General features: G+C 67.3%; 16 protein-coding genes, 1 tRNA gene and 2 pseudogenes. 5 read left to right on the top strand and 14 right to left on the bottom strand.

The window, feature by feature from the left end:
* Nucleotides 1–16 precede the first annotated feature (16 nt).
* The 3 genes from atpD (at nt 17) to ACT6UX_RS19440 (ending at nt 2,791) form a co-directional block, all read left to right on the top strand.
* Nucleotides 17–1,441 carry a F0F1 ATP synthase subunit beta gene (gene atpD, locus ACT6UX_RS19450; RefSeq protein ID WP_324504425.1) on the top strand — a complete coding sequence of 475 codons (1,425 nt, stop codon included), beginning with the start codon at nt 17–19 and terminating at the stop codon, nt 1,439–1,441.
* Between the two features lie 4 nt (nt 1,442–1,445).
* The gene (atpC, locus tag ACT6UX_RS19445) at nt 1,446–1,859 is read left to right on the top strand and encodes an ATP synthase F1 subunit epsilon (RefSeq protein WP_444776800.1); all 414 of its coding nucleotides are present in this window, start codon (nt 1,446–1,448) and stop codon (nt 1,857–1,859) included.
* Nucleotides 1,860–1,972: 113 nt separating this feature from the next.
* Entirely contained in the window at nt 1,973–2,791 is an 819-nt protein-coding gene (locus ACT6UX_RS19440; RefSeq protein ID WP_444776799.1) for a ferritin-like domain-containing protein, read from the top strand.
* A 46-nt stretch (nt 2,792–2,837) separates the two neighbouring features.
* Here the strand turns inward: ACT6UX_RS19440 and ACT6UX_RS19435 are convergent, their stop codons facing one another.
* The 13 genes and pseudogenes from ACT6UX_RS19435 to rplU form a co-directional block, all read right to left on the bottom strand.
* Nucleotides 2,838–3,305 (bottom strand): RNA pyrophosphohydrolase, encoded by a 468-nt coding sequence (locus tag ACT6UX_RS19435; RefSeq protein ID WP_444776798.1) that lies wholly within the window; start codon nt 3,303–3,305, stop codon nt 2,838–2,840.
* Nucleotides 3,306–3,328: 23 nt separating this feature from the next.
* A complete protein-coding gene (locus tag ACT6UX_RS19430) occupies nt 3,329–4,483 on the bottom strand; it encodes a divergent polysaccharide deacetylase family protein (protein WP_444776900.1) in 1,155 nt (384 codons plus the stop codon).
* A gap of 27 nt (nt 4,484–4,510) precedes the next feature.
* The gene (locus ACT6UX_RS19425) at nt 4,511–5,911 is read right to left on the bottom strand and encodes a S41 family peptidase (protein WP_444776797.1); all 1,401 of its coding nucleotides are present in this window, start codon (nt 5,909–5,911) and stop codon (nt 4,511–4,513) included.
* A gap of 130 nt (nt 5,912–6,041) precedes the next feature.
* Nucleotides 6,042–7,634: a 2,3-bisphosphoglycerate-independent phosphoglycerate mutase gene (gpmI, locus tag ACT6UX_RS19420; protein WP_444776796.1), complete on the bottom strand. Its 1,593-nt coding sequence runs from the start codon at nt 7,632–7,634 to the stop codon at nt 6,042–6,044.
* The gene (locus tag ACT6UX_RS19415; RefSeq protein ID WP_444776795.1) at nt 7,634–8,161 is read right to left on the bottom strand and encodes a hypothetical protein; all 528 of its coding nucleotides are present in this window, start codon (nt 8,159–8,161) and stop codon (nt 7,634–7,636) included. Before ACT6UX_RS19415 ends, gpmI begins: the two co-directional genes overlap by 1 nt.
* 123 nt (nt 8,162–8,284) lie before the next feature.
* On the bottom strand, nt 8,285–8,743 hold the full coding sequence (rlmH, locus tag ACT6UX_RS19410; protein WP_444776794.1) for a 23S rRNA (pseudouridine(1915)-N(3))-methyltransferase RlmH: 459 nt from the start codon (nt 8,741–8,743) through the stop codon (nt 8,285–8,287).
* A 197-nt stretch (nt 8,744–8,940) separates the two neighbouring features.
* The gene (gene rsfS, locus ACT6UX_RS19405; protein WP_444776793.1) at nt 8,941–9,336 is read right to left on the bottom strand and encodes a ribosome silencing factor; all 396 of its coding nucleotides are present in this window, start codon (nt 9,334–9,336) and stop codon (nt 8,941–8,943) included.
* Between the two features lie 248 nt (nt 9,337–9,584).
* The gene (locus ACT6UX_RS19400) at nt 9,585–10,160 is read right to left on the bottom strand and encodes a nicotinate-nucleotide adenylyltransferase (RefSeq protein ID WP_444776792.1); all 576 of its coding nucleotides are present in this window, start codon (nt 10,158–10,160) and stop codon (nt 9,585–9,587) included.
* Nucleotides 10,161–10,170: 10 nt separating this feature from the next.
* A complete protein-coding gene (locus tag ACT6UX_RS19395; RefSeq protein WP_444776791.1) occupies nt 10,171–11,454 on the bottom strand; it encodes a glutamate-5-semialdehyde dehydrogenase in 1,284 nt (427 codons plus the stop codon).
* 16 nt (nt 11,455–11,470) lie between these two features.
* The gene (gene proB / locus ACT6UX_RS19390) at nt 11,471–12,586 is read right to left on the bottom strand and encodes a glutamate 5-kinase (RefSeq protein WP_444776790.1); all 1,116 of its coding nucleotides are present in this window, start codon (nt 12,584–12,586) and stop codon (nt 11,471–11,473) included.
* Nucleotides 12,583–13,608 (bottom strand): GTPase ObgE, encoded by a 1,026-nt coding sequence (gene obgE / locus ACT6UX_RS19385; protein WP_444776789.1) that lies wholly within the window; start codon nt 13,606–13,608, stop codon nt 12,583–12,585. Before obgE ends, proB begins: the two co-directional genes overlap by 4 nt.
* A gap of 74 nt (nt 13,609–13,682) precedes the next feature.
* A complete protein-coding gene (gene rpmA, locus ACT6UX_RS19380) occupies nt 13,683–13,955 on the bottom strand; it encodes a 50S ribosomal protein L27 (protein ID WP_444776788.1) in 273 nt (90 codons plus the stop codon).
* Nucleotides 13,956–13,983: 28 nt separating this feature from the next.
* A pseudogene (rplU, locus tag ACT6UX_RS19375) lies at nt 13,984–14,277 on the bottom strand (50S ribosomal protein L21); the annotation flags it as partial.
* A gap of 330 nt (nt 14,278–14,607) precedes the next feature.
* Between rplU and ACT6UX_RS19370 the strand changes: the two are divergent.
* Nucleotides 14,608–14,697, top strand: a tRNA-Ser gene (locus ACT6UX_RS19370).
* 13 nt (nt 14,698–14,710) lie between these two features.
* On the opposite strand, the gene ACT6UX_RS19365 is transcribed toward ACT6UX_RS19370, so the two are convergent.
* Nucleotides 14,711–15,694 (bottom strand): LysR family transcriptional regulator, encoded by a 984-nt coding sequence (locus ACT6UX_RS19365; protein WP_444776787.1) that lies wholly within the window; start codon nt 15,692–15,694, stop codon nt 14,711–14,713.
* Nucleotides 15,695–15,789: 95 nt separating this feature from the next.
* Between ACT6UX_RS19365 and ACT6UX_RS19360 the strand changes: the two are divergent.
* Nucleotides 15,790–16,580 (top strand): annotated as a pseudogene (locus ACT6UX_RS19360) (NAD(P)H-dependent oxidoreductase).
* The last annotated feature ends 128 nt before the right edge of the window (nt 16,581–16,708 follow it).

Raw genomic sequence — 16,708 nt, 5'->3', positions numbered from 1 at the left:
AGGAAAGGGCTCCGTAATGGCTACCAACAACATCGGCACGATCACCCAGATCACGGGCGCGGTCGTGGACGTGCGTTTCGACGCCGATTTGCCGAACATCCTGAACGCGCTGCACGTGAATGCCGACGGACGCCTGATCGTGCTGGAAGTCGCCCAGCATCTCGGCGAGTCCGAGGTTCGCACCATCGCGATGGACACGACCGACGGCCTGGTCCGCGGCGAGAAGGCGGTCGACACCGGCGCTCCCATCCAGATGCGCGTCGGTCCGGAAACGCTCGGCCGCATCCTGAACGTCATCGGAGAGCCGATCGACGAGCGCGGGCCGGTCGGCAACAAGACCACCCTGCCGATCCATCGCAGCGCGCCCGAGTTCGTCGAGCAGTCGACGGAAGCGCAGATCCTGGTCACGGGCATCAAGGTCATCGACCTGCTCGCGCCCTACGCCAAGGGCGGCAAGATCGGTCTGTTCGGCGGCGCCGGCGTCGGCAAGACCGTGACGATCATGGAGCTGATCAACAACGTCGCGAAGGCCCACGGCGGCGTGTCGGTGTTCGCCGGCGTCGGCGAGCGTACCCGCGAGGGCAACGATCTCTATCACGAGATGATCGAAGGCGGCGTCATCAAGCTCGACGGTCCGGGCTCGAAGGTTGCGCTTGTGTACGGCCAGATGAACGAGCCGCCGGGTGCCCGCGCCCGCGTCGCGCTGTCGGGGCTCACGGTCGCCGAGTACTTCCGCGACGCCGAAGGCCAGGACGTGCTGTTCTTCGTCGACAACATCTTCCGCTTCACGCAGGCCGGCTCGGAAGTGTCGGCGCTGCTGGGCCGCATCCCGTCGGCGGTGGGTTATCAGCCGACCCTGGCCACCGACATGGGCGGCCTGCAGGAGCGCATCACCTCGACCAAGAAGGGTTCAATCACCTCGGTGCAGGCCATCTACGTGCCCGCCGACGACTTGACCGACCCGGCGCCGGCCGCCTCGTTCGCCCACTTGGACGCGACGACCGTGCTCAGCCGCTCGATCGCCGAGCAGGCGATCTTCCCGGCCGTCGATCCGTTGGACTCGACCTCGCGCATGCTCGATCCGCGTGTCGTCGGCCAGGAGCATTACGACATCGCCCGTTCGGTGCAGCGCGTGCTGCAGCAGTACAAGTCGCTGCAGGACATCATCGCCATCCTGGGCATGGACGAGCTGTCGGAAGAGGACAAGCTGGTCGTGAGCCGCGCCCGCAAGATGCAGCGCTTCCTCAGCCAGCCGTTCCACGTGGCCGAAGTGTTCACCGGCACGCCGGGCGTGTTCGTGAAGCTCGAGGACACGATCAAGGCGTTCAAGGGCATCCTCGCCGGCGAGTACGACGAGCTGCCGGAACCGGCCTTCTACATGGTCGGCACGATCGAGGAAGCCGTCGCCAAGGCCAAGAAGCTCGCGGCCGAGGCGGCCTAAGCACATGGCCAAGGTCTCCTTCCGTCTGGTGATGCCCGAGCGCGAGCTGCTCGCGACCGAGGCCGACATGGTGGTCGTCCCGGGCAGCGAAGGCGACTTCGGTGTCCTGCCGGGCCACGCCCCGCTGGTCTCGACGGTCCGCCCCGGCGTCCTCGAGGTCTATCAGGGCAGCAAGGTCCAGCAGCGCTTCCTGGTGGCCGGCGGCTTCGCCGAGGTCACGCCGGAGCGCTGCACGGTGCTGGCCGACGAGGCCGTGCCGTTCGAACAGATGACCGTCGCGCAACTCGACGAACGCGAGCGCGCGGCCCGCAGCGACATTGCCGACGCCGACACGCCCGCCGAGAAGGCCGCCGCCGAGAAGAACCTGGCGATCACCCAGGATCTGAAGCGCGCGCAGGCCTTCTACGCCAGCCGCTGATTTCAGCGCTACTGCACAATTTTCAGTCGAAAAGTGCTCCGGTTCGCCATTGAAAGGCGGGCCGGAGGTCGCTTTATTACGCTGGTAAGACAACGCGCCGAGGGTGCTCGTTCATGGCTAGCTGGACACTCGAGACGATCGCATGGGATCGCTTCGACGCGTCGAAGGTGGATCCGGAGATCCTTCGCAACATCAAGGCCGCGGCCCTGGTGGAGCGGAACGGTGGCGACTACGGCATCTATCTCGGCCGGGTCTTCGCCGACGATGCCGCGTTCATGGACGACGTGCAGAACTGGGTGGTCGAGGAGGTCCAGCACGGCATGGCGCTGGGCCGCTGGGCCCAGCTGGCCGACCCGTCATGGGATTTCGACGCGGCGTTCGAGCGATTCCGCACCGGCTACACGCTGCCACTCCATGTCAGTGAATCGGTGCGCGGCAGCCAGGCCGGCGAGATGATCGCCCGCTGCATCGTCGAGACCGGCACCAGCTCCTATTACAGCGCTCTCAAGGACGCGACCGAGGAGCCGGTGTTGAAGCAGGTCTGCCAGAAGATCGCGGCCGACGAATTCCGCCACTACAAGCTTTTCTACGAGCATCTCAATCGCTGCCTGAAGCGTGACCGGCTGAACCGCTGGTCCCGTCTGCGCATCGGCTGGGGCCGCCTCGCCGAGAGCGAGGATGACGAGTTGGCCTACGCGTACTTCGCGGCCAACGAGCCGGTGGACGCGGTCTACGACCGCAAGCGCAACATGCAGGCCTATGCCAGGCGCGCCTATCCCCTCTATCGCCAGACGCATGTCCAGCGCGCCATGGCGATGGTGCTGAAGGCGGTCGGGCTCGAGCCTCAGGGCCGGCTCAACAATCTGATGACCCGCGCCGGCCTCTGGTTCCTCCGTCGCAACGCCGCCAAGCTGGCGGCGCAGGGCGCTTAGTACAAGGAACCTCCGTCGTCTCGACCAGAGCCCGCAGCGGGCTTACCTATGAAATCAGGTCGGCGAATTCGGTGAACACCGCGTCGTAGACGGCACGCTTGAAGGGCACGATCAGCGCGGTGAGCTCAGCCGGCGCGATCCAGCGCCAGGCTACGAATTCCTGGTCGTGGGCGTGGATGTCGATGTCGCCATCCGTGCCGGTGAAAGCCAGGGCGAACCATTTCTGCGCCTGACCGCGCCACCGGCCCTTCCAGTAGGCCGGCCGCCGGTCCGCCGGCACTTCGTAGGAAATCCAGCCGGCACTCTCGCGCAGCAGCAGCGCCTTGGTCGTGCCGACCTCCTCATGCAGTTCGCGGCACGCGGCTTCGACCGGCGTCTCGCCCTTGTCGATGCCACCCTGGGGCATCTGCCAGGCGTCGGGCTGGTTGGCGCGACAGCCGACGAAGACGCGGCGGTCGGGCGCGATCAGCATCATCCCGACGTTGCGGCGATACTCGTCGGGGCGGCCCGTCATGGTGGGGATCGTCGGGACCATCGTCAGGGGCGAAGCTGGGCGGGCTGGGCGCGCAGGCGGGTCATGCAGGCGTCGCGGCATTCGAAATGTCCGATGATGGGCACGAAGGAGAGTTCGGTATTGCCTTGCTGGCCTTTGAACCAGGCGGCGATGGCAGTGATCGCGTCGTCCTCCGGCTGCATGACGCCGAAGGCATGGCGCGGCGGCCGGTCGGGGGCGGTTTCGGCAACCCAGCCGGCCAAGCGGTCGATGTTGCCGCCGACCCCGTCGCCCGCCAGCTTGTAGTCGAGCACGTCGGAGCTGCGCGCGTAGCCGACGCCCAGCTGCGCGGTCAGGCGCTGTATTGTCGTCACGCCCGGCGCAGGATTGATCTCGATCAGCGCGAGCCCGCGCGCGGCGATTTCCGCGATCACGGGCCGCATCGCCGTCTCCGACTGGGCCGCACGGTCGGCGGCCGGGATGACGAGGCCGACATAGCCCTCGCCGCGCGCCAGGGTGGCGCGCAGGCGGCGAACGTTCTCCGCGGCATCGACGGTGGCCTCGATCGGCCGGATGCCGCGCTCGGCAAGGGCGGGATCGTCGGTCGGCATCATCAGATAGGTTTCGTGCCCCGAGGCGCGCGCCAGCGCCAGCCAGCGCGGCAGGTCGGGCGTGCTGGGCAGGAAGGCGAGGCTGACCTCGGGCGGCAGGTCCTCGATCGCCCGGCGCATCATGGCCTCGTTGACCCCGACATTGATGACGAGCAGTCCGAGGCGCGCCGGGGCGCCCGCCGGGTCGAAGCGCCGGGCGTGGGCTATCCAGGGCATCCAGCCGGACGGCGAGATGCTCGGCAGGCGCAGGCCGTCGTCAGTCGTCTCGATCAGCCCCGCGAGGTCGTCGGGCGGCGGCGTCCGGAAGCCCGTCGGTCCGGGGCGGCGGGGCAGGGGCAGCGACTGGATCGTCGCTGCGGCCGGTTCCGGTTCGGTCGTGGGGATCGTATCGACGGCGGGCGGCGGCGGTGAGGCTGCCACGGCGCTGTCGACGATCTGAGGGGCGGCCCCGCGGAGATCGCCGAAGGCTGCTCCGGCGGTGCCGGCGATCAGGCCGAGGACCAGCAGGTAGGCGGCAACGAGGCCGCGCCGGTCTGGCCGCGGCTTCGCGACCAGAGCGACGCGCCGGCTGGATGGTTCGCCGGGCATTGCCACGCCGTCATCCTCGCAGGCCGCTCAGTTGGCCTTGTTGCTGTAGAGCGAGATGCCGCGGATCAGGTCGGCCGCCCGCAGCAGCTGGTAGTCGGCCGCCTGCTCCTTCGGCGGCTCGTCCGGATCGACCGGCGGGGCAGCCTGGGGCGTGGTCTGGCCGGCCGCCTTGTCGTCGGTCTTGTCGCCGGGCTTGCCGGCTTCCGGCTTGCCGTCGGCGGGCTTCACCGGCGGCGGCGGGGCCACGGGCTTCTCGTTCGGGTTGGTGATCGAGCGGCGCAGGTTCTCCTCGCGGAAGCTGGAGCGCTGCTGGATGTTCTCGATCTTCGCGGGCTCGACCTCGATGTCCGGCTTGATACCTTCCTTCTGGATCGAGCGACCCGACGGCGTGAAGTAGAGCGCCGTGGTCAGACGGATCGCGCCGCCGCCCGTCACCTGCATGATGGTCTGGACCGACCCCTTGCCGAAGGAGCGGGTGCCGAGAACGATCGCGCGGCGGTGGTCCTGCAGCGCGCCGGCCACGATTTCCGACGCCGAGGCCGAACCGCCGTTCATCAGGACGACGATGGGCAGGCCGCCCGCGACGTCGCCCGGCTTGGCGTTCCAGCGCTGGACCTCGTCGTTCTTGCGCGCCTTGACCGAGACGATCTCGCCCTTGTCGAGGAAGGCGTCCGACATCGCGATCGCCTGGTCGAGCAGGCCGCCCGGATTGTTGCGCAGGTCGATGATGTAGCCCTTGAGCTTGTTGCCGGCTTCCTTCTTGAGCTTCTCGACGGCGTCGAGCACGCCGGGCGTGGTCTGCTCGGTGAAGGAGGTGACGCGGATGTAGCCGATGTCGCCGCCTTCGAGGCGGAACTTGACCGGCTTCACCTTGATGGTCTCGCGGGTCAGGGTGACGTCGAACGGATCCTTGGTGCCGCGGCGGATCGAGACCTTGATCGGCGCGCCGACCTTGCCGCGCATCTTCTCGACGGCTTCCTGCAGGGTGAGGCCCTGCACCGGCTCGCCGTCCAGCGCGAAGATCAGGTCACCCGGCAGGATGCCGGCCTTGGAGGCCGGCGTATCGTCGATCGGCGACACGACCTTGATGACGCCATTCTCCATCGTGACCTCGATGCCGAGGCCGCCGAACTCACCCTTCGTCTGGACCTGCATGTCCTTGTACGACTTCGGGTTCATGTAGCTGGAATGCGGGTCGAGCGCGCTCAGCATGCCGTTGATGGCGTTCTCGATGAGCTGCTTCTCCTCGACCGGCTCGACATAGTCGCGACGGATGCGCTCGAGCACGTCCCCGAACAGGTTGAGCTGCTGATAGAGCTCGCTCTTGTCGCCGCCCGAGGCCTTCGGATCGGCCTTGGTCTGCGCGAGGGCGGGTGTGGCCAGGAAAGCCACGGCCGTGGCGAGTGATGCGAAGCGCAGAAAGGTCATTTGGGTGCCTTCAGGAGGGAGTCGCCAGGGGCTTTGAGGGCCCGGCAATCCGGTGTTTCAGCGTGGGTGGGAGGATACAGGGGCGTCTTTGGCAGGATCAAGGCGCCGGGGTCCGGCGCCGCTTCACAAATCAGGCAGAGGCCGCGGCCGCCGGGTGCGGGGCGGTGAGGATCGCCGGCCGCGAGGCGGTCGACAGGAGCGACGTGCCGGTCATTTCCGCAGGCTGCGGAACGCCCATCAGCGCCAGCATCGTCGGCGCCACGTCAGCCAGTTTCCCGTCCGACAGCGAATGCACCGAGGCCGGGCCGTTGAACAGCAGCGCCGGCACGCGATTCAACGTGTGCTGGGTGTGTTTCTGATGCGAGTGCTCGTCGTACATCTGTTCGGCATTGCCATGGTCGGCGGTGACGAACATCACGCCGCCGGCCGCCTGGATGGCCTGCATGAGGCGGCCGAGGCAGCCATCGACCGCTTCGACGGCCCGGGTCGCCGCACCGAGGTCGCCGGTATGGCCCACCATGTCGGTGTTGGCGTAGTTGACGACGATCAGGTCGAACGTGCTTGAGCCGATGGCCTCGACGAGCTTGTCGGTCACTTCCGGCGCGCTCATCTCCGGCTTCATGTCGTAGGTCTTCACCTTGGGCGACGGCACGAGGATGCGCTCCTCACCCTCGAACACGCGTTCCTCGCCGCCGTTGAAGAAGAAGGTGACGTGCGCGTATTTCTCGGTCTCGGCGATGCGCAGTTGCTTCAGCCCCGCACGCGACACCGTCTCGCCCAGGCCCATCTTGATGATCTCGGGCGGGAACAGCGTCTTCAGGAACGGGTTGAGCGCGGCCGAATACTCGACCATGCCGACCGTCTCCGCGAAGGCGACGACCCGGTTGCGGTTGAAGCCGTCGAACCGCGGATCGAGCAGCGCCGTCAGGATCTCGCGCGCGCGGTCGGAGCGGTAGTTGAACATCAGCAGGCCGTCGCCGTCCTTCATGCCGGCATAGCCGTCGATCACCGTCGGCAGGACGAACTCGTCATCGAGCTTGGCGGCATAGGCCTTCTCGACGGCCTCCTTTGGCGCCGTTGCAGCTTCGCCCTTGGCATCGACCATCGCCTCGTAGGCCAGGGTCACGCGCTCCCAGCGCTTGTCGCGGTCCATGGCATAGAAACGGCCGGTCACCGTGGCGAAGCGGATCGGCAGGCCAGGCTTCAGGCCCGCCTGGATATGATCGAGGCATTCAAGCGCACTGCGCGGCGGCATGTCCCGCCCGTCGAGGAACGCATGGATCCACACCGGCACGCCCTGGCCGGCGATGAGGTTGGCGAGGAAGACCAGATGATCCTGATGCGCGTGCACGCCGCCCGGCGAGGCGAGGCCCATCAGATGCAGCGCCGCGCCGCTCTGCTTCAGCCGGGCGATCGTCTCGCCAAGGATCGGGTTCTGCGCGAGCGTGCCGTCCTCGATGGCGTTGTCGATGCGCGGCAGGTCGGGCACGGCGACACGGCCGGCGCCGAGATTCATGTGGCCGACTTCGGAATTGCCCATCTGGCCCTTGGGCAGGCCGACGAAGCTTTCGGAAGCGTCGACCAAGCCCTGCGGGCAGGTCGCGACCAGCCGGTCGTAGTTGGGCGTGCGGGCGTCGAGGATCGCGTTGTTCAGCGGATCGGTCCGATGTCCCCAGCCGTCGAGGATGCAGAGCAGGACGGGACGCGGAGCTTTGGACGCCATTACGAAGCCTTCCGGATCTGGGGCTGGGCGCGCTCGACAGCGTTGAACTTGTTGGGGCAGCTCAACTCGCGTGGATCGGTGTTGGGATTCTGGTCGGGCACCTCGATGGCGCAGAACACGAACTCGCCGCGCGGCTCGCCGTCGATGCTGACATCGTAGGTGTAGGTGCCGGCCGGATCGCCCGGGATGATGCACCAGGAACGCTGCAGCACACCGTCCTGGACGGTCTCGAGCATGCGGGTCGTGGCCTTGGTCTTGTCGGCGCTGACCTCGGTCTCGGGGCCGGCGATCACCTGTTCAGCCGGCTGCGAGGTGGTCAACACCTCCTTCAGCGACACCACCCGATTGGGGCCGCCGAGATACATCCGCCAGCCGAAGCAGGCGCGGTGGAACAGCAGAGGGATGGCGTTGGTCTCGTAGTGGCGCTGTTTGCCGTCCTCGCCGGTGATCGACACGTAGGGGATGCTGCGGACGGGCTTCGCGGCCGGCTTTTCGAGGGGCGTGGCGGGGGCCGCCGACTGGGCCATCGCGGCGCTCGAAGCGGCTGCCAGGAGGAGGGCGGACGAAGTGGCCAGGAGCCACCGGGAGAATTGGTGCATGGGGCCAATGTAGCCCCGGTTTTTCGTCAGAACAGAGGCAAAATCGCCTTTTCAGGCGCGATGATACGGATGGCCGGCGAGAAGTTGCTGGGCGCGGTAGATCTGCTCGGCCAGCATCCCGCGGGCCAGCAGGTGGGGCCAGGTCATCGCCCCAAATGACAGGACGAGGGCGGCTTTCTTCAGCATCGCCTCGGTATGTCCGTCGGCCCCGCCGATCAGGAAGGCCACGTCCGACACCGAGGTGTCGCGCCAGGTTCCGAGGCGAGCCGCGAAACCCTCGCTGTCGAGCATTCTGCCGCGACGGTCGAGCATCACCAGGGTCGCGCCGGCCGGCGCTGCGCCGAGCAGCAACTCGCCTTCGCGCTGCATGAGTTGTGCAGCCGGCAGCTTCCGCTTCTCCTCGAGTTCGCGCAGGACGAGCGGCCAGCGGATGCGGCCGGCATAATGGTCGTAGAGGTCCCGCTCCGGCCCGCGCGCGGCGCGGCCGATGGCGGCGATCGTGATCTTCAAGCCATGCTCATGGGGCTGTGTTGCCGAAGGGCTCGCCAATCGCGCAAGGGTCCCTCACTGCGTTCGGGATGACAATGCTGGAGAACTGCGCGCCGTGCGCCGATCCCGGAAAAGATGTCATCGCGGGCGGGGCAACCCCCGCCCTGGAGCGAAGCGAGGGACCTTTCGCTTTCCTCGCATACGCGGCAGCCCAGGGCTCACGAGGCGCGCTTGCGTCGGGCCGCGGGCTTGGCGGCCGCCTTCTTGACGACAGCCTTCTTGACGGCGGCTTTCTTGACCGGCTTGGCGGCGGCCTCGTCCTCGAGGGCCCACATCTTTTCGAGCGCGTAGAAGGTGCGTGCTTCGGGGCGGAAGACGTGGACGATCACGTCACCGGCATCGACCAGCACCCAATCGCCGGTCTGCTTGCCTTCGACGGGAATGTAGCCGCGCCCGCCCTGCTTGAGCTTGTCGGCGAGGTTCTCGGCGATGGCCACGACCTGGCGGGTCGAGCGGCCGGAGGCGATCACCATGTAGTCGGCGAAGGCCGATTTGCCCTTGAGGTCGATGACGACGACGTCCTCGGCCTTGTTGTCGTCGAGCGACTGGCGCACCAGCTCGAGGAGCGCGTCGGAGTCTTTGCTTCGATCGGGAAGCGTGCGGGTCTGGGCGGGGATGGTCTTTCCTTTCGATCTGGTCCGTGGTGGCCGCCCGGCGCGGATGGCCGTCGCGGAATGTTCATCCAACCTGCTCGGGATAAAGCACCAGGCCGGGGGCGGCCCACTGGGGGGCCCCCCGGCCGCCGGGGGGGGGAGGCGGGAAACCGCGAAATTGGGCGGCGCCCGGGGGGTTGGGCCGCCGCTTATTTTACACCAACCCTGCTGGGCATACCCCCCCCGGCGGGCGCCCCGCACGGGGCGCGCCCCCGGGCCTCGGTGGCTTGCAGGCGGAAACGCTCGAAGGTGCGCGGCGCCGGGGCGGCCAGCGCCGCATAGCCCCAGCCGGGGCGGGCGAAGGCAGCGATCGGCACGGCGGCGAACAGGTTGCGCCAGTTCGCCCAGTCGACCAGCTGGGGCAGGATGTCGGCGCCCATCAGCCAGACGAACTTCGCGCCGCGGTAGACGCGCTTCAGCGCTTGCACCGTGTCCAGCGTATAGCGCGTGCCCAGCAGCAGCTCCGGCGCGCCGACGCGGATGTGCGGATGGCGGGCGACCTGGCGGGCGCGGGCCACGCGGGTGGCCAGCGGCTCCATGCCGTCGCCGCTCTTCAGCGGGTTCTGCGGCGAGACCAGCCACCAGACCTCATCCAGGCCGAGACGTTTCAGGGCTTCCAGGCTGATATGCCGGTGGCCGTCATGCGCCGGATTGAACGAGCCGCCCAGCAGGCCGATGCGCCGCGTCGTGGCACGCGGTACGCCCGGCATCGGGTGCAGGCTCATGGCGTGACGCTCACGGGCGGAGCGTGCCCTTGCCGCGGACGATGTTCTTGTAGGTCGTGAGTTCGACCAGGCCGACCGGGCCGCGTGCGTGCATGCGGTTGGTCGAGATGCCGATCTCAGCGCCCAGGCCGAATTCGCCGCCGTCGGCGAACTGGGTGCTGGCATTGTGCATCACGATGGCACTGTCGACCTCGCCCAGGAAACGCTGTGCCGTGGCCTCGTTGTCGGTGACGATCGATTCGGTGTGCTGGCTGCCGTAGCGCGCGATGTGCTGGATGGCGCCGTCGACTCCGTCGACCGTGGCGACCGAGATGATGGGTTCGAGATACTCGGTGCGCCAATCCTTTTCGGTGGCGGCCACCGCCTTCGGATCGCGCTTCTGCACCTCGTCGTCGCCGCGCACCTCGCAGCCCAGCTCGTGCAGCTTCTCGAGCACCGGCTTCAGATGCGTGTCGAGCGCGGCGCGGTCGATCAGCAGCGTCTCGGCGGCGCCGCAGACGCTGACCCGGCGCATCTTGGCATTGGCCACGAGATCGCGCGCCATCGCCACGTCGGCGTCGCGGTCGACATAGACGTGGCAGATCCCGTCATAGTGGCGCAGCACCGGCACGCGGCTCTCCTGCGTCACGCGATCGATGAGAGAGCGTCCGCCGCGCGGCACGATCAGGTCGAGCCAGTCCATGGCGCGCAGCATCTCGCCCACGGCGGCGCGATCCGTCGTCGGCACCAGAGCCACGCAATCCTCGGGCAGGCCGGCGCCGGCCAGCGCGCGGCGCAGCAGCTCAACGATGGTGCGCGAGGAATGGAAACTGTCGGAGCCGCCGCGCAGCACCACCACGTTGCCCGACTTGATGCACAGCGCCCCGGCATCGGCGGTGACGTTGGGTCGGGCTTCGTAGATCACGCCGATGATGCCGATCGGCACGCGCACGCGGCTGAGCGCCAGCCCGTTGGGCCGCTGCCATTGCTCGATGACGGCGCCGACCGGATCGGGCAGGGTGGCGATGTCGTCGAGGCCCTTGGCCATCGCCTCGATGCGCGCCTCGTTGAGCAGCAGGCGGTCCTGCAGCGCGCTGGTCATGCCGGCGGCCTTGGCGGCTTCGATGTCGCGCGCGTTGGCGGCCAGGATCGCGTCCTTCTCGGCGCGGATGAGACGCGCCGCCTCGAGCAGTGCCGCGTTCTTGGCGGTGGTCGAGGCGTTGCGCAGCGCGGCGGCCGCCGCCTTGGCGCGGCGCCCGAGCTCGGCGACGATGGCCACGGCGTCTTCGGCGGCGGGCTTGGTCTGGACGTTCATCGGACGCTCCGTCTGTTCACTCGACCACGAGGTCGTCGCGATGGACGATCTCGTCGCGGCCGCGGAAACCCAGCAAGTGTTCGATCTCGACGCTCTTGCGGCCGGCGATGCGGCGCGCATCGTCGGCGGCATAGGCGACAAGCCCACGCGCCAGTACACGACCGCCGCGATCCTTCACGTCGACCACGTCGCCGCGCCGGAACTCGCCGGCCACCGACGTCACGCCGGCCGGCAGCAGGCTCTTGCCGGTCGACAGCGCGCGCACCGCGCCATCGTCCACGATCAGCGTGCCGGCGGGCTTGAGCGAGCCCTTGATCCACTTCTTGCGCGCCGACAGCGGCGAGCCCTCCGGCAGGAACCAGCTGCAGCGCGCGGTGCCGTCGATCAGCGCGCCCAGCGCGCCTACCTTGCGGCCGTCGGCGATGGCCATGCGGCAGCCCGCGGCCATGGCGATGCGGCCGGCCATCAGCTTGGTCACCATGCCGCCGTTGGACATCTCGGACGCGGCGACTCCGGCCATCGCCTCGATCTCCGGCGTGATCTCGCGGATCTCGGGGATGAACGTCGCCGAGGCGTCGCTGCGCGGGTCGCCGGTATAGAGCCCGTCGATGTCGGACAGCAGCACCAGCGTGTCGGCCGAGATCATCTCGGCGACGCGCGCGCCGAGGCGATCGTTGTCGCCGAAGCGGATCTCGTCGGTCGCGACCGTGTCGTTCTCGTTGATCACCGGAATGGCGCCCAGCCCCAGCAAGGTCGCCATGGTCTGGCGCGCGTTGAGGTAGCGGCGGCGTTCCTCGGAATCGTTCAGGGTCAGCAGGATCTGCGCGACCGTGATGCCGTGTCGCGCCAGCGCTTCCTGGTAGGCCTGGGCGAGGCGGATCTGTCCCGTGGCGGCGGCGGCCTGGCTCTCCTCGAGACGCAGCGGCCCGGATGCGAGCTTCAGGTGCGTGCGACCGAGACGAATGGCGCCGGACGAGACCAGCACGACCTCGCAGCCGCCTTTGTGCAGGCGCGCGACGTCGCTGGTCAGGGCCTCGAGCCAGTCGCGCCGGACCTCGCCCTTCGTCTCGTCGACCAGGATCGAGGAGCCGATCTTGACGACCAGCCGCCGCGCGCCGGCGAGCGGTGTCATGCGGCGTCCCGGGCGGGCGAGCGCTGCTTGTCGACCAGCTTCATCAGCTCGTGCAGCAGCGGCTGGACACCCTGGCGGGAGACCCCGGAGATCACGTGCACCGCCTTGCGGCTGGCCTTGGCGAGCTGGGCGCGCTTGGCCTCGATGTCTTCGGGCGTCATGGCGTCGGTCTTGTTCAGCGCCACGATCTCCTTCTTGCGCGCGAGATTGCCGCCATAGGCCTTGAGCTCGCGCCGCACCGTGCGATAGGCGTCCACGATGTCGTCCTGGGTGCCATCGACGAGGTGCAGCAGGGCGCGGCAGCGCTCGACATGGCCGAGGAAGCGCGTGCCGAGGCCGGCACCCTCATGCGCGCCCTCGATCAGGCCGGGAATGTCAGCCATCACGAACTCGCGTGCGTCGGAGCCGTCGCCCACCTTCACCACGCCGAGTCCGGGATGCAGCGTCGTGAACGGATAGTCGGCGATCTTGGGCTTCGCGTTGGTGTTGATCGACAGGAACGTCGACTTGCCGGCATTCGGCAGGCCGACCAGGCCGATGTCGGCAATCAGCTTGAGCCGCAGCCACAAAGCGAACTCCTCGCCGGGCCAGCCCGCATCGGCGCGGCGCGGCGCGCGGTTGGTCGAGGTCTTGTAGTGCAGGTTGCCGTAGCCGCCGTCGCCGCCCTTGGCGATGATGACCTTCTGGCCGATCTCGGTCATGTCGGCCAGCAGCGTCTCATTGTCCTCGGCGAAGACCTGGGTGCCGCGCGGCAGGCGCAGCACGATATCCTTGCCCTTGCCGCCGGTGCGCTGGCTGCCCATGCCGTGATGGCCGGTCTCGGCCTTGAAGTGCTGGGCGTAGCGGTAGTCGATCAGCGTGTTCAGCCCGTCGACGCATTCCAGCACGACGTCGCCGCCGCGGCCGCCGTCGCCGCCGTCCGGACCGCCGAACTCGATGAACTTCTCACGGCGAAAGCCCGCGCATCCCGCGCCGCCGTTGCCGGAGCGGACGTAGATCTTGGCCTGGTCGAGAAACTTCATGAGATGGGGTCCACAAACGAAAAGGGGGAACGGCGAGCCGCTCCCCCTTCACAAATCCAATGGGATGAACGGCTCTATTCGGCAGCCAGGGCCGGCGCCGGGAGCACGTTCACTTCGACCTTGCCGCCCGAGCGGGTGCGGAAGGACACGACGCCGTCGCTGGTGGCGAACAGGGTGTGGTCGCGACCGACGCCGACATTCTCGCCCGCGCTCATCTTGGTGCCGCGCTGGCGGACCAGGATGTTGCCCGAGATGACCTTCTGGCCGCCGAAGCGCTTCACGCCCAGGCGCTTGCCGTCGGAATCGCGGCCGTTACGCGAGGAGCCGCCTGCCTTTTTATGTGCCATCGTCCTACTCCGGTCGCTCTGCTCAGGCGACGATCTGTTCGATCTTGACCACCGTCAGGTCCTGACGATGACCGTTCTTGCGCCGCGAGTTCTGGCGACGGCGCTTCTTGAAGATGATCACGTGCTCGCCGCGGGCCTGCTTGACGATCGAGCCGACGACCTTGGCACCGGCGACGGTCGGCGCGCCGACCTTCTCGCCGACCATCAGCACGTCGGTGAATTCGACCTTGGCGCCGGCCTCGCCCTCGATCTTCTCGACCGTGAGCTGGTCGTCGGCGGCGACCGTGTATTGCTTTCCACCCGTGCGGATAACGGCGATCATGATGACACCTGGCTTGAGGTTCCCCGGCCCGACTGGCCGAAAAACACGAAAGAACGCGGCGGACCCACAGGGCCCGCCGAAGAAGCGCGGAATATACGCACGCCGGCTCTTGAGTCAATGTCGGACACGGCAGGGCCGGTCCGCCGCCCGGACCACGCTGGGGAGGCCGAAAAGCCAGTCGTTTCAAGGCGCTGGGCCCGAACCGGCCCGTGGCGGCCCCCTCCAGCATCGCAGAATAGGCGATTTGGACTCTTTTTTCCCGCTGCCCCGCTGTTCCTGGCGGGAAGCTGTTGCTCCCCCAAAGACGCCCGCCTATAAACCCGCGCGCCCGGAGGGGTGCTAGAGTGGTCGATTAGGACAGTCTCGAAAACTGTTGTGCGTGCAAGCGTACCGTGGGTTCGAATCCCACCCCCTCCGCCATCTGCCACCGATTCTACGCTATGGTGCGAGGCAGCTTGGCAGACGCCACCGTTTGCCATCGAATTTGGGAGCCGTCTTGGTGGCTCCCGATCCCCGGCAGGCGAGCAGCTTGTTCGACCAGATAGTCGATCAGCAATCGGACGCGCGCCACCTTGGCCCGGGCCGGTACGATCAGCATGTTGAGTGGTGTCGTCGGCAGCGAATGCTCGGAGAGCAACGGCTCAAGTTCGCCGCTCGCCAGCAAATCATCGACGAGCCAGCGATGGGCCGGGCCGATACCCCGTCCAGCCCTGAACGCTTCACGCGCGGCGAGACCGTGATCGACACGAAGGTCGCCCTTCGTGGGAATGACGTGAGGCGTGCCGTCCGGCCCTGTGAGCACCAGCGTTTCGCTGCCGGCGATATTCGACATGCAGATGACGTTATGGGCCATCAGCTTCGCCGGTGTCTCGGGCCGACCATGTGCGGCGAGATAGGCGGGAGCCGCCACCAGCAGCCGCGCGCTTTGCCCGAGATGATGCAGTTTCATCGAGCTGTCGGTAAGAGGTCCGAGGCGCAGCGCGACGTCCACGCCCTCCTTCACGAGGTCGATCCGTTCGTCGGTCAGGCTGAGGTCAATGCGGATATTGGGATAGCGCGCCTGAAACGCGAAGATTAGCCGTGTGATGTGCAGCACACCGAGCGCGGCGGTGCAGGAGACGCGGATCGTCCCCGACGGTGCGCTGCTGACATCGCGGATTTCCTCGCCCGCCTGTTCGACCAGCCGGAGGATTTGGACACATTGGGCGTAATAGCGGGTGCCTTCCTCGGTTAGCGCGACACGGCGGGTCGTGCGGTTCAGTAGAGATGCACCCACGGCCTCTTCCAGTTCGCGCAGGTGTCGCGTGACAGTCGATTGGCCTGTTCCCAATTCCCGCGCCACAGCCGACAGGTTCCCGCGCTCCGCGACGCGGATGAAGGTCCGCATTCGTTCGAGCGTGACATTGGATTGATCCATATTTCGGCATTATCATATGTATTTCCGATATACATCGGAATAGTCGAGGGAGGGCTACCTTGCCGGCTGATGTCACTGCAGCCGGAAGGTCCACCATGAAAGTCCTCCTTGTCTTCGCCCACCCCGAACCAAAATCGCTGTCCGCCTCGCTGCGCGATGTTGCGGTTCACGAGCTCGAAGCTGCCGGCCATGAGGTCCGTGTGTCGGATCTTTACACGATGAACTGGAAGTCCGAGGTCGATTGGGCCGATTCCCGGCGCTCGCCTCCGGCGAACGTCTGCAGCCTGCCGCAGCCTCGAAGAACGCCTTCACGACCGACACGCTGACCCAGGACGTGAAAGCGGAGATGGATAAACTGCTCTGGGCAGACACGCTGATCCTGCAATTCCCGCTCTGGTGGTTCACGATGCCGGCCATCCTCAAAGGGTGGGTGGACCGTGTTTACGCCTATGGTTTCGCCTATGGCGTCGGCGAACATAGCGACACGCGGTGGGGCGACCGCTACGGCGAGGGCACGCTCGCTGGCAAGCGCGCCATGCTGATCGTCACGGCAGGCGGTTGGCAGGAGCATTACGGGCCGCGCGGCGTGAACGGCCCGATCGACGAGCTTTTGTTCCCGATCAACCACGGGATTCTCTATTATCCCGGCTACGACGTGCTGCCACCCTTCGTCGCCGACGGCACTGACCGCTACAATGAAGAACGCTTCGAAGCTGCGGCACAGCACCTGCGCGAGCGGATGCGAACGCTGGAAACGACGGTGCCCATCCCCTATTGGCGTCAGAACGGCGGCGACTATCACGTTCCAACGATGGAGTTGGGCGAAGGTCTCGAAACACCGGGTGTATCTGGTTTCGCGCTGCATCTGCGCCGGGCTGCCGATTGACTGAGCACAATGGACTCAATCGCGACAATTGGTCGGTGGACCTTGGTTATGTGCAATGTGGGATGGGGTTAGAGGCTATAGCGTAGACATAGTTCTGATCCTCATCTCGCGCTGCCTGTCAGATATCG

It is taken from the genome of Reyranella sp., from assembly GCF_052439685.1.
Taxonomy (GTDB): Bacteria; Pseudomonadota; Alphaproteobacteria; order Reyranellales; family Reyranellaceae; genus Reyranella.
The sequence above is the reverse complement of the archived record's forward strand: the minus strand, read 5'-3'. Positions and strand labels throughout refer to the sequence as shown.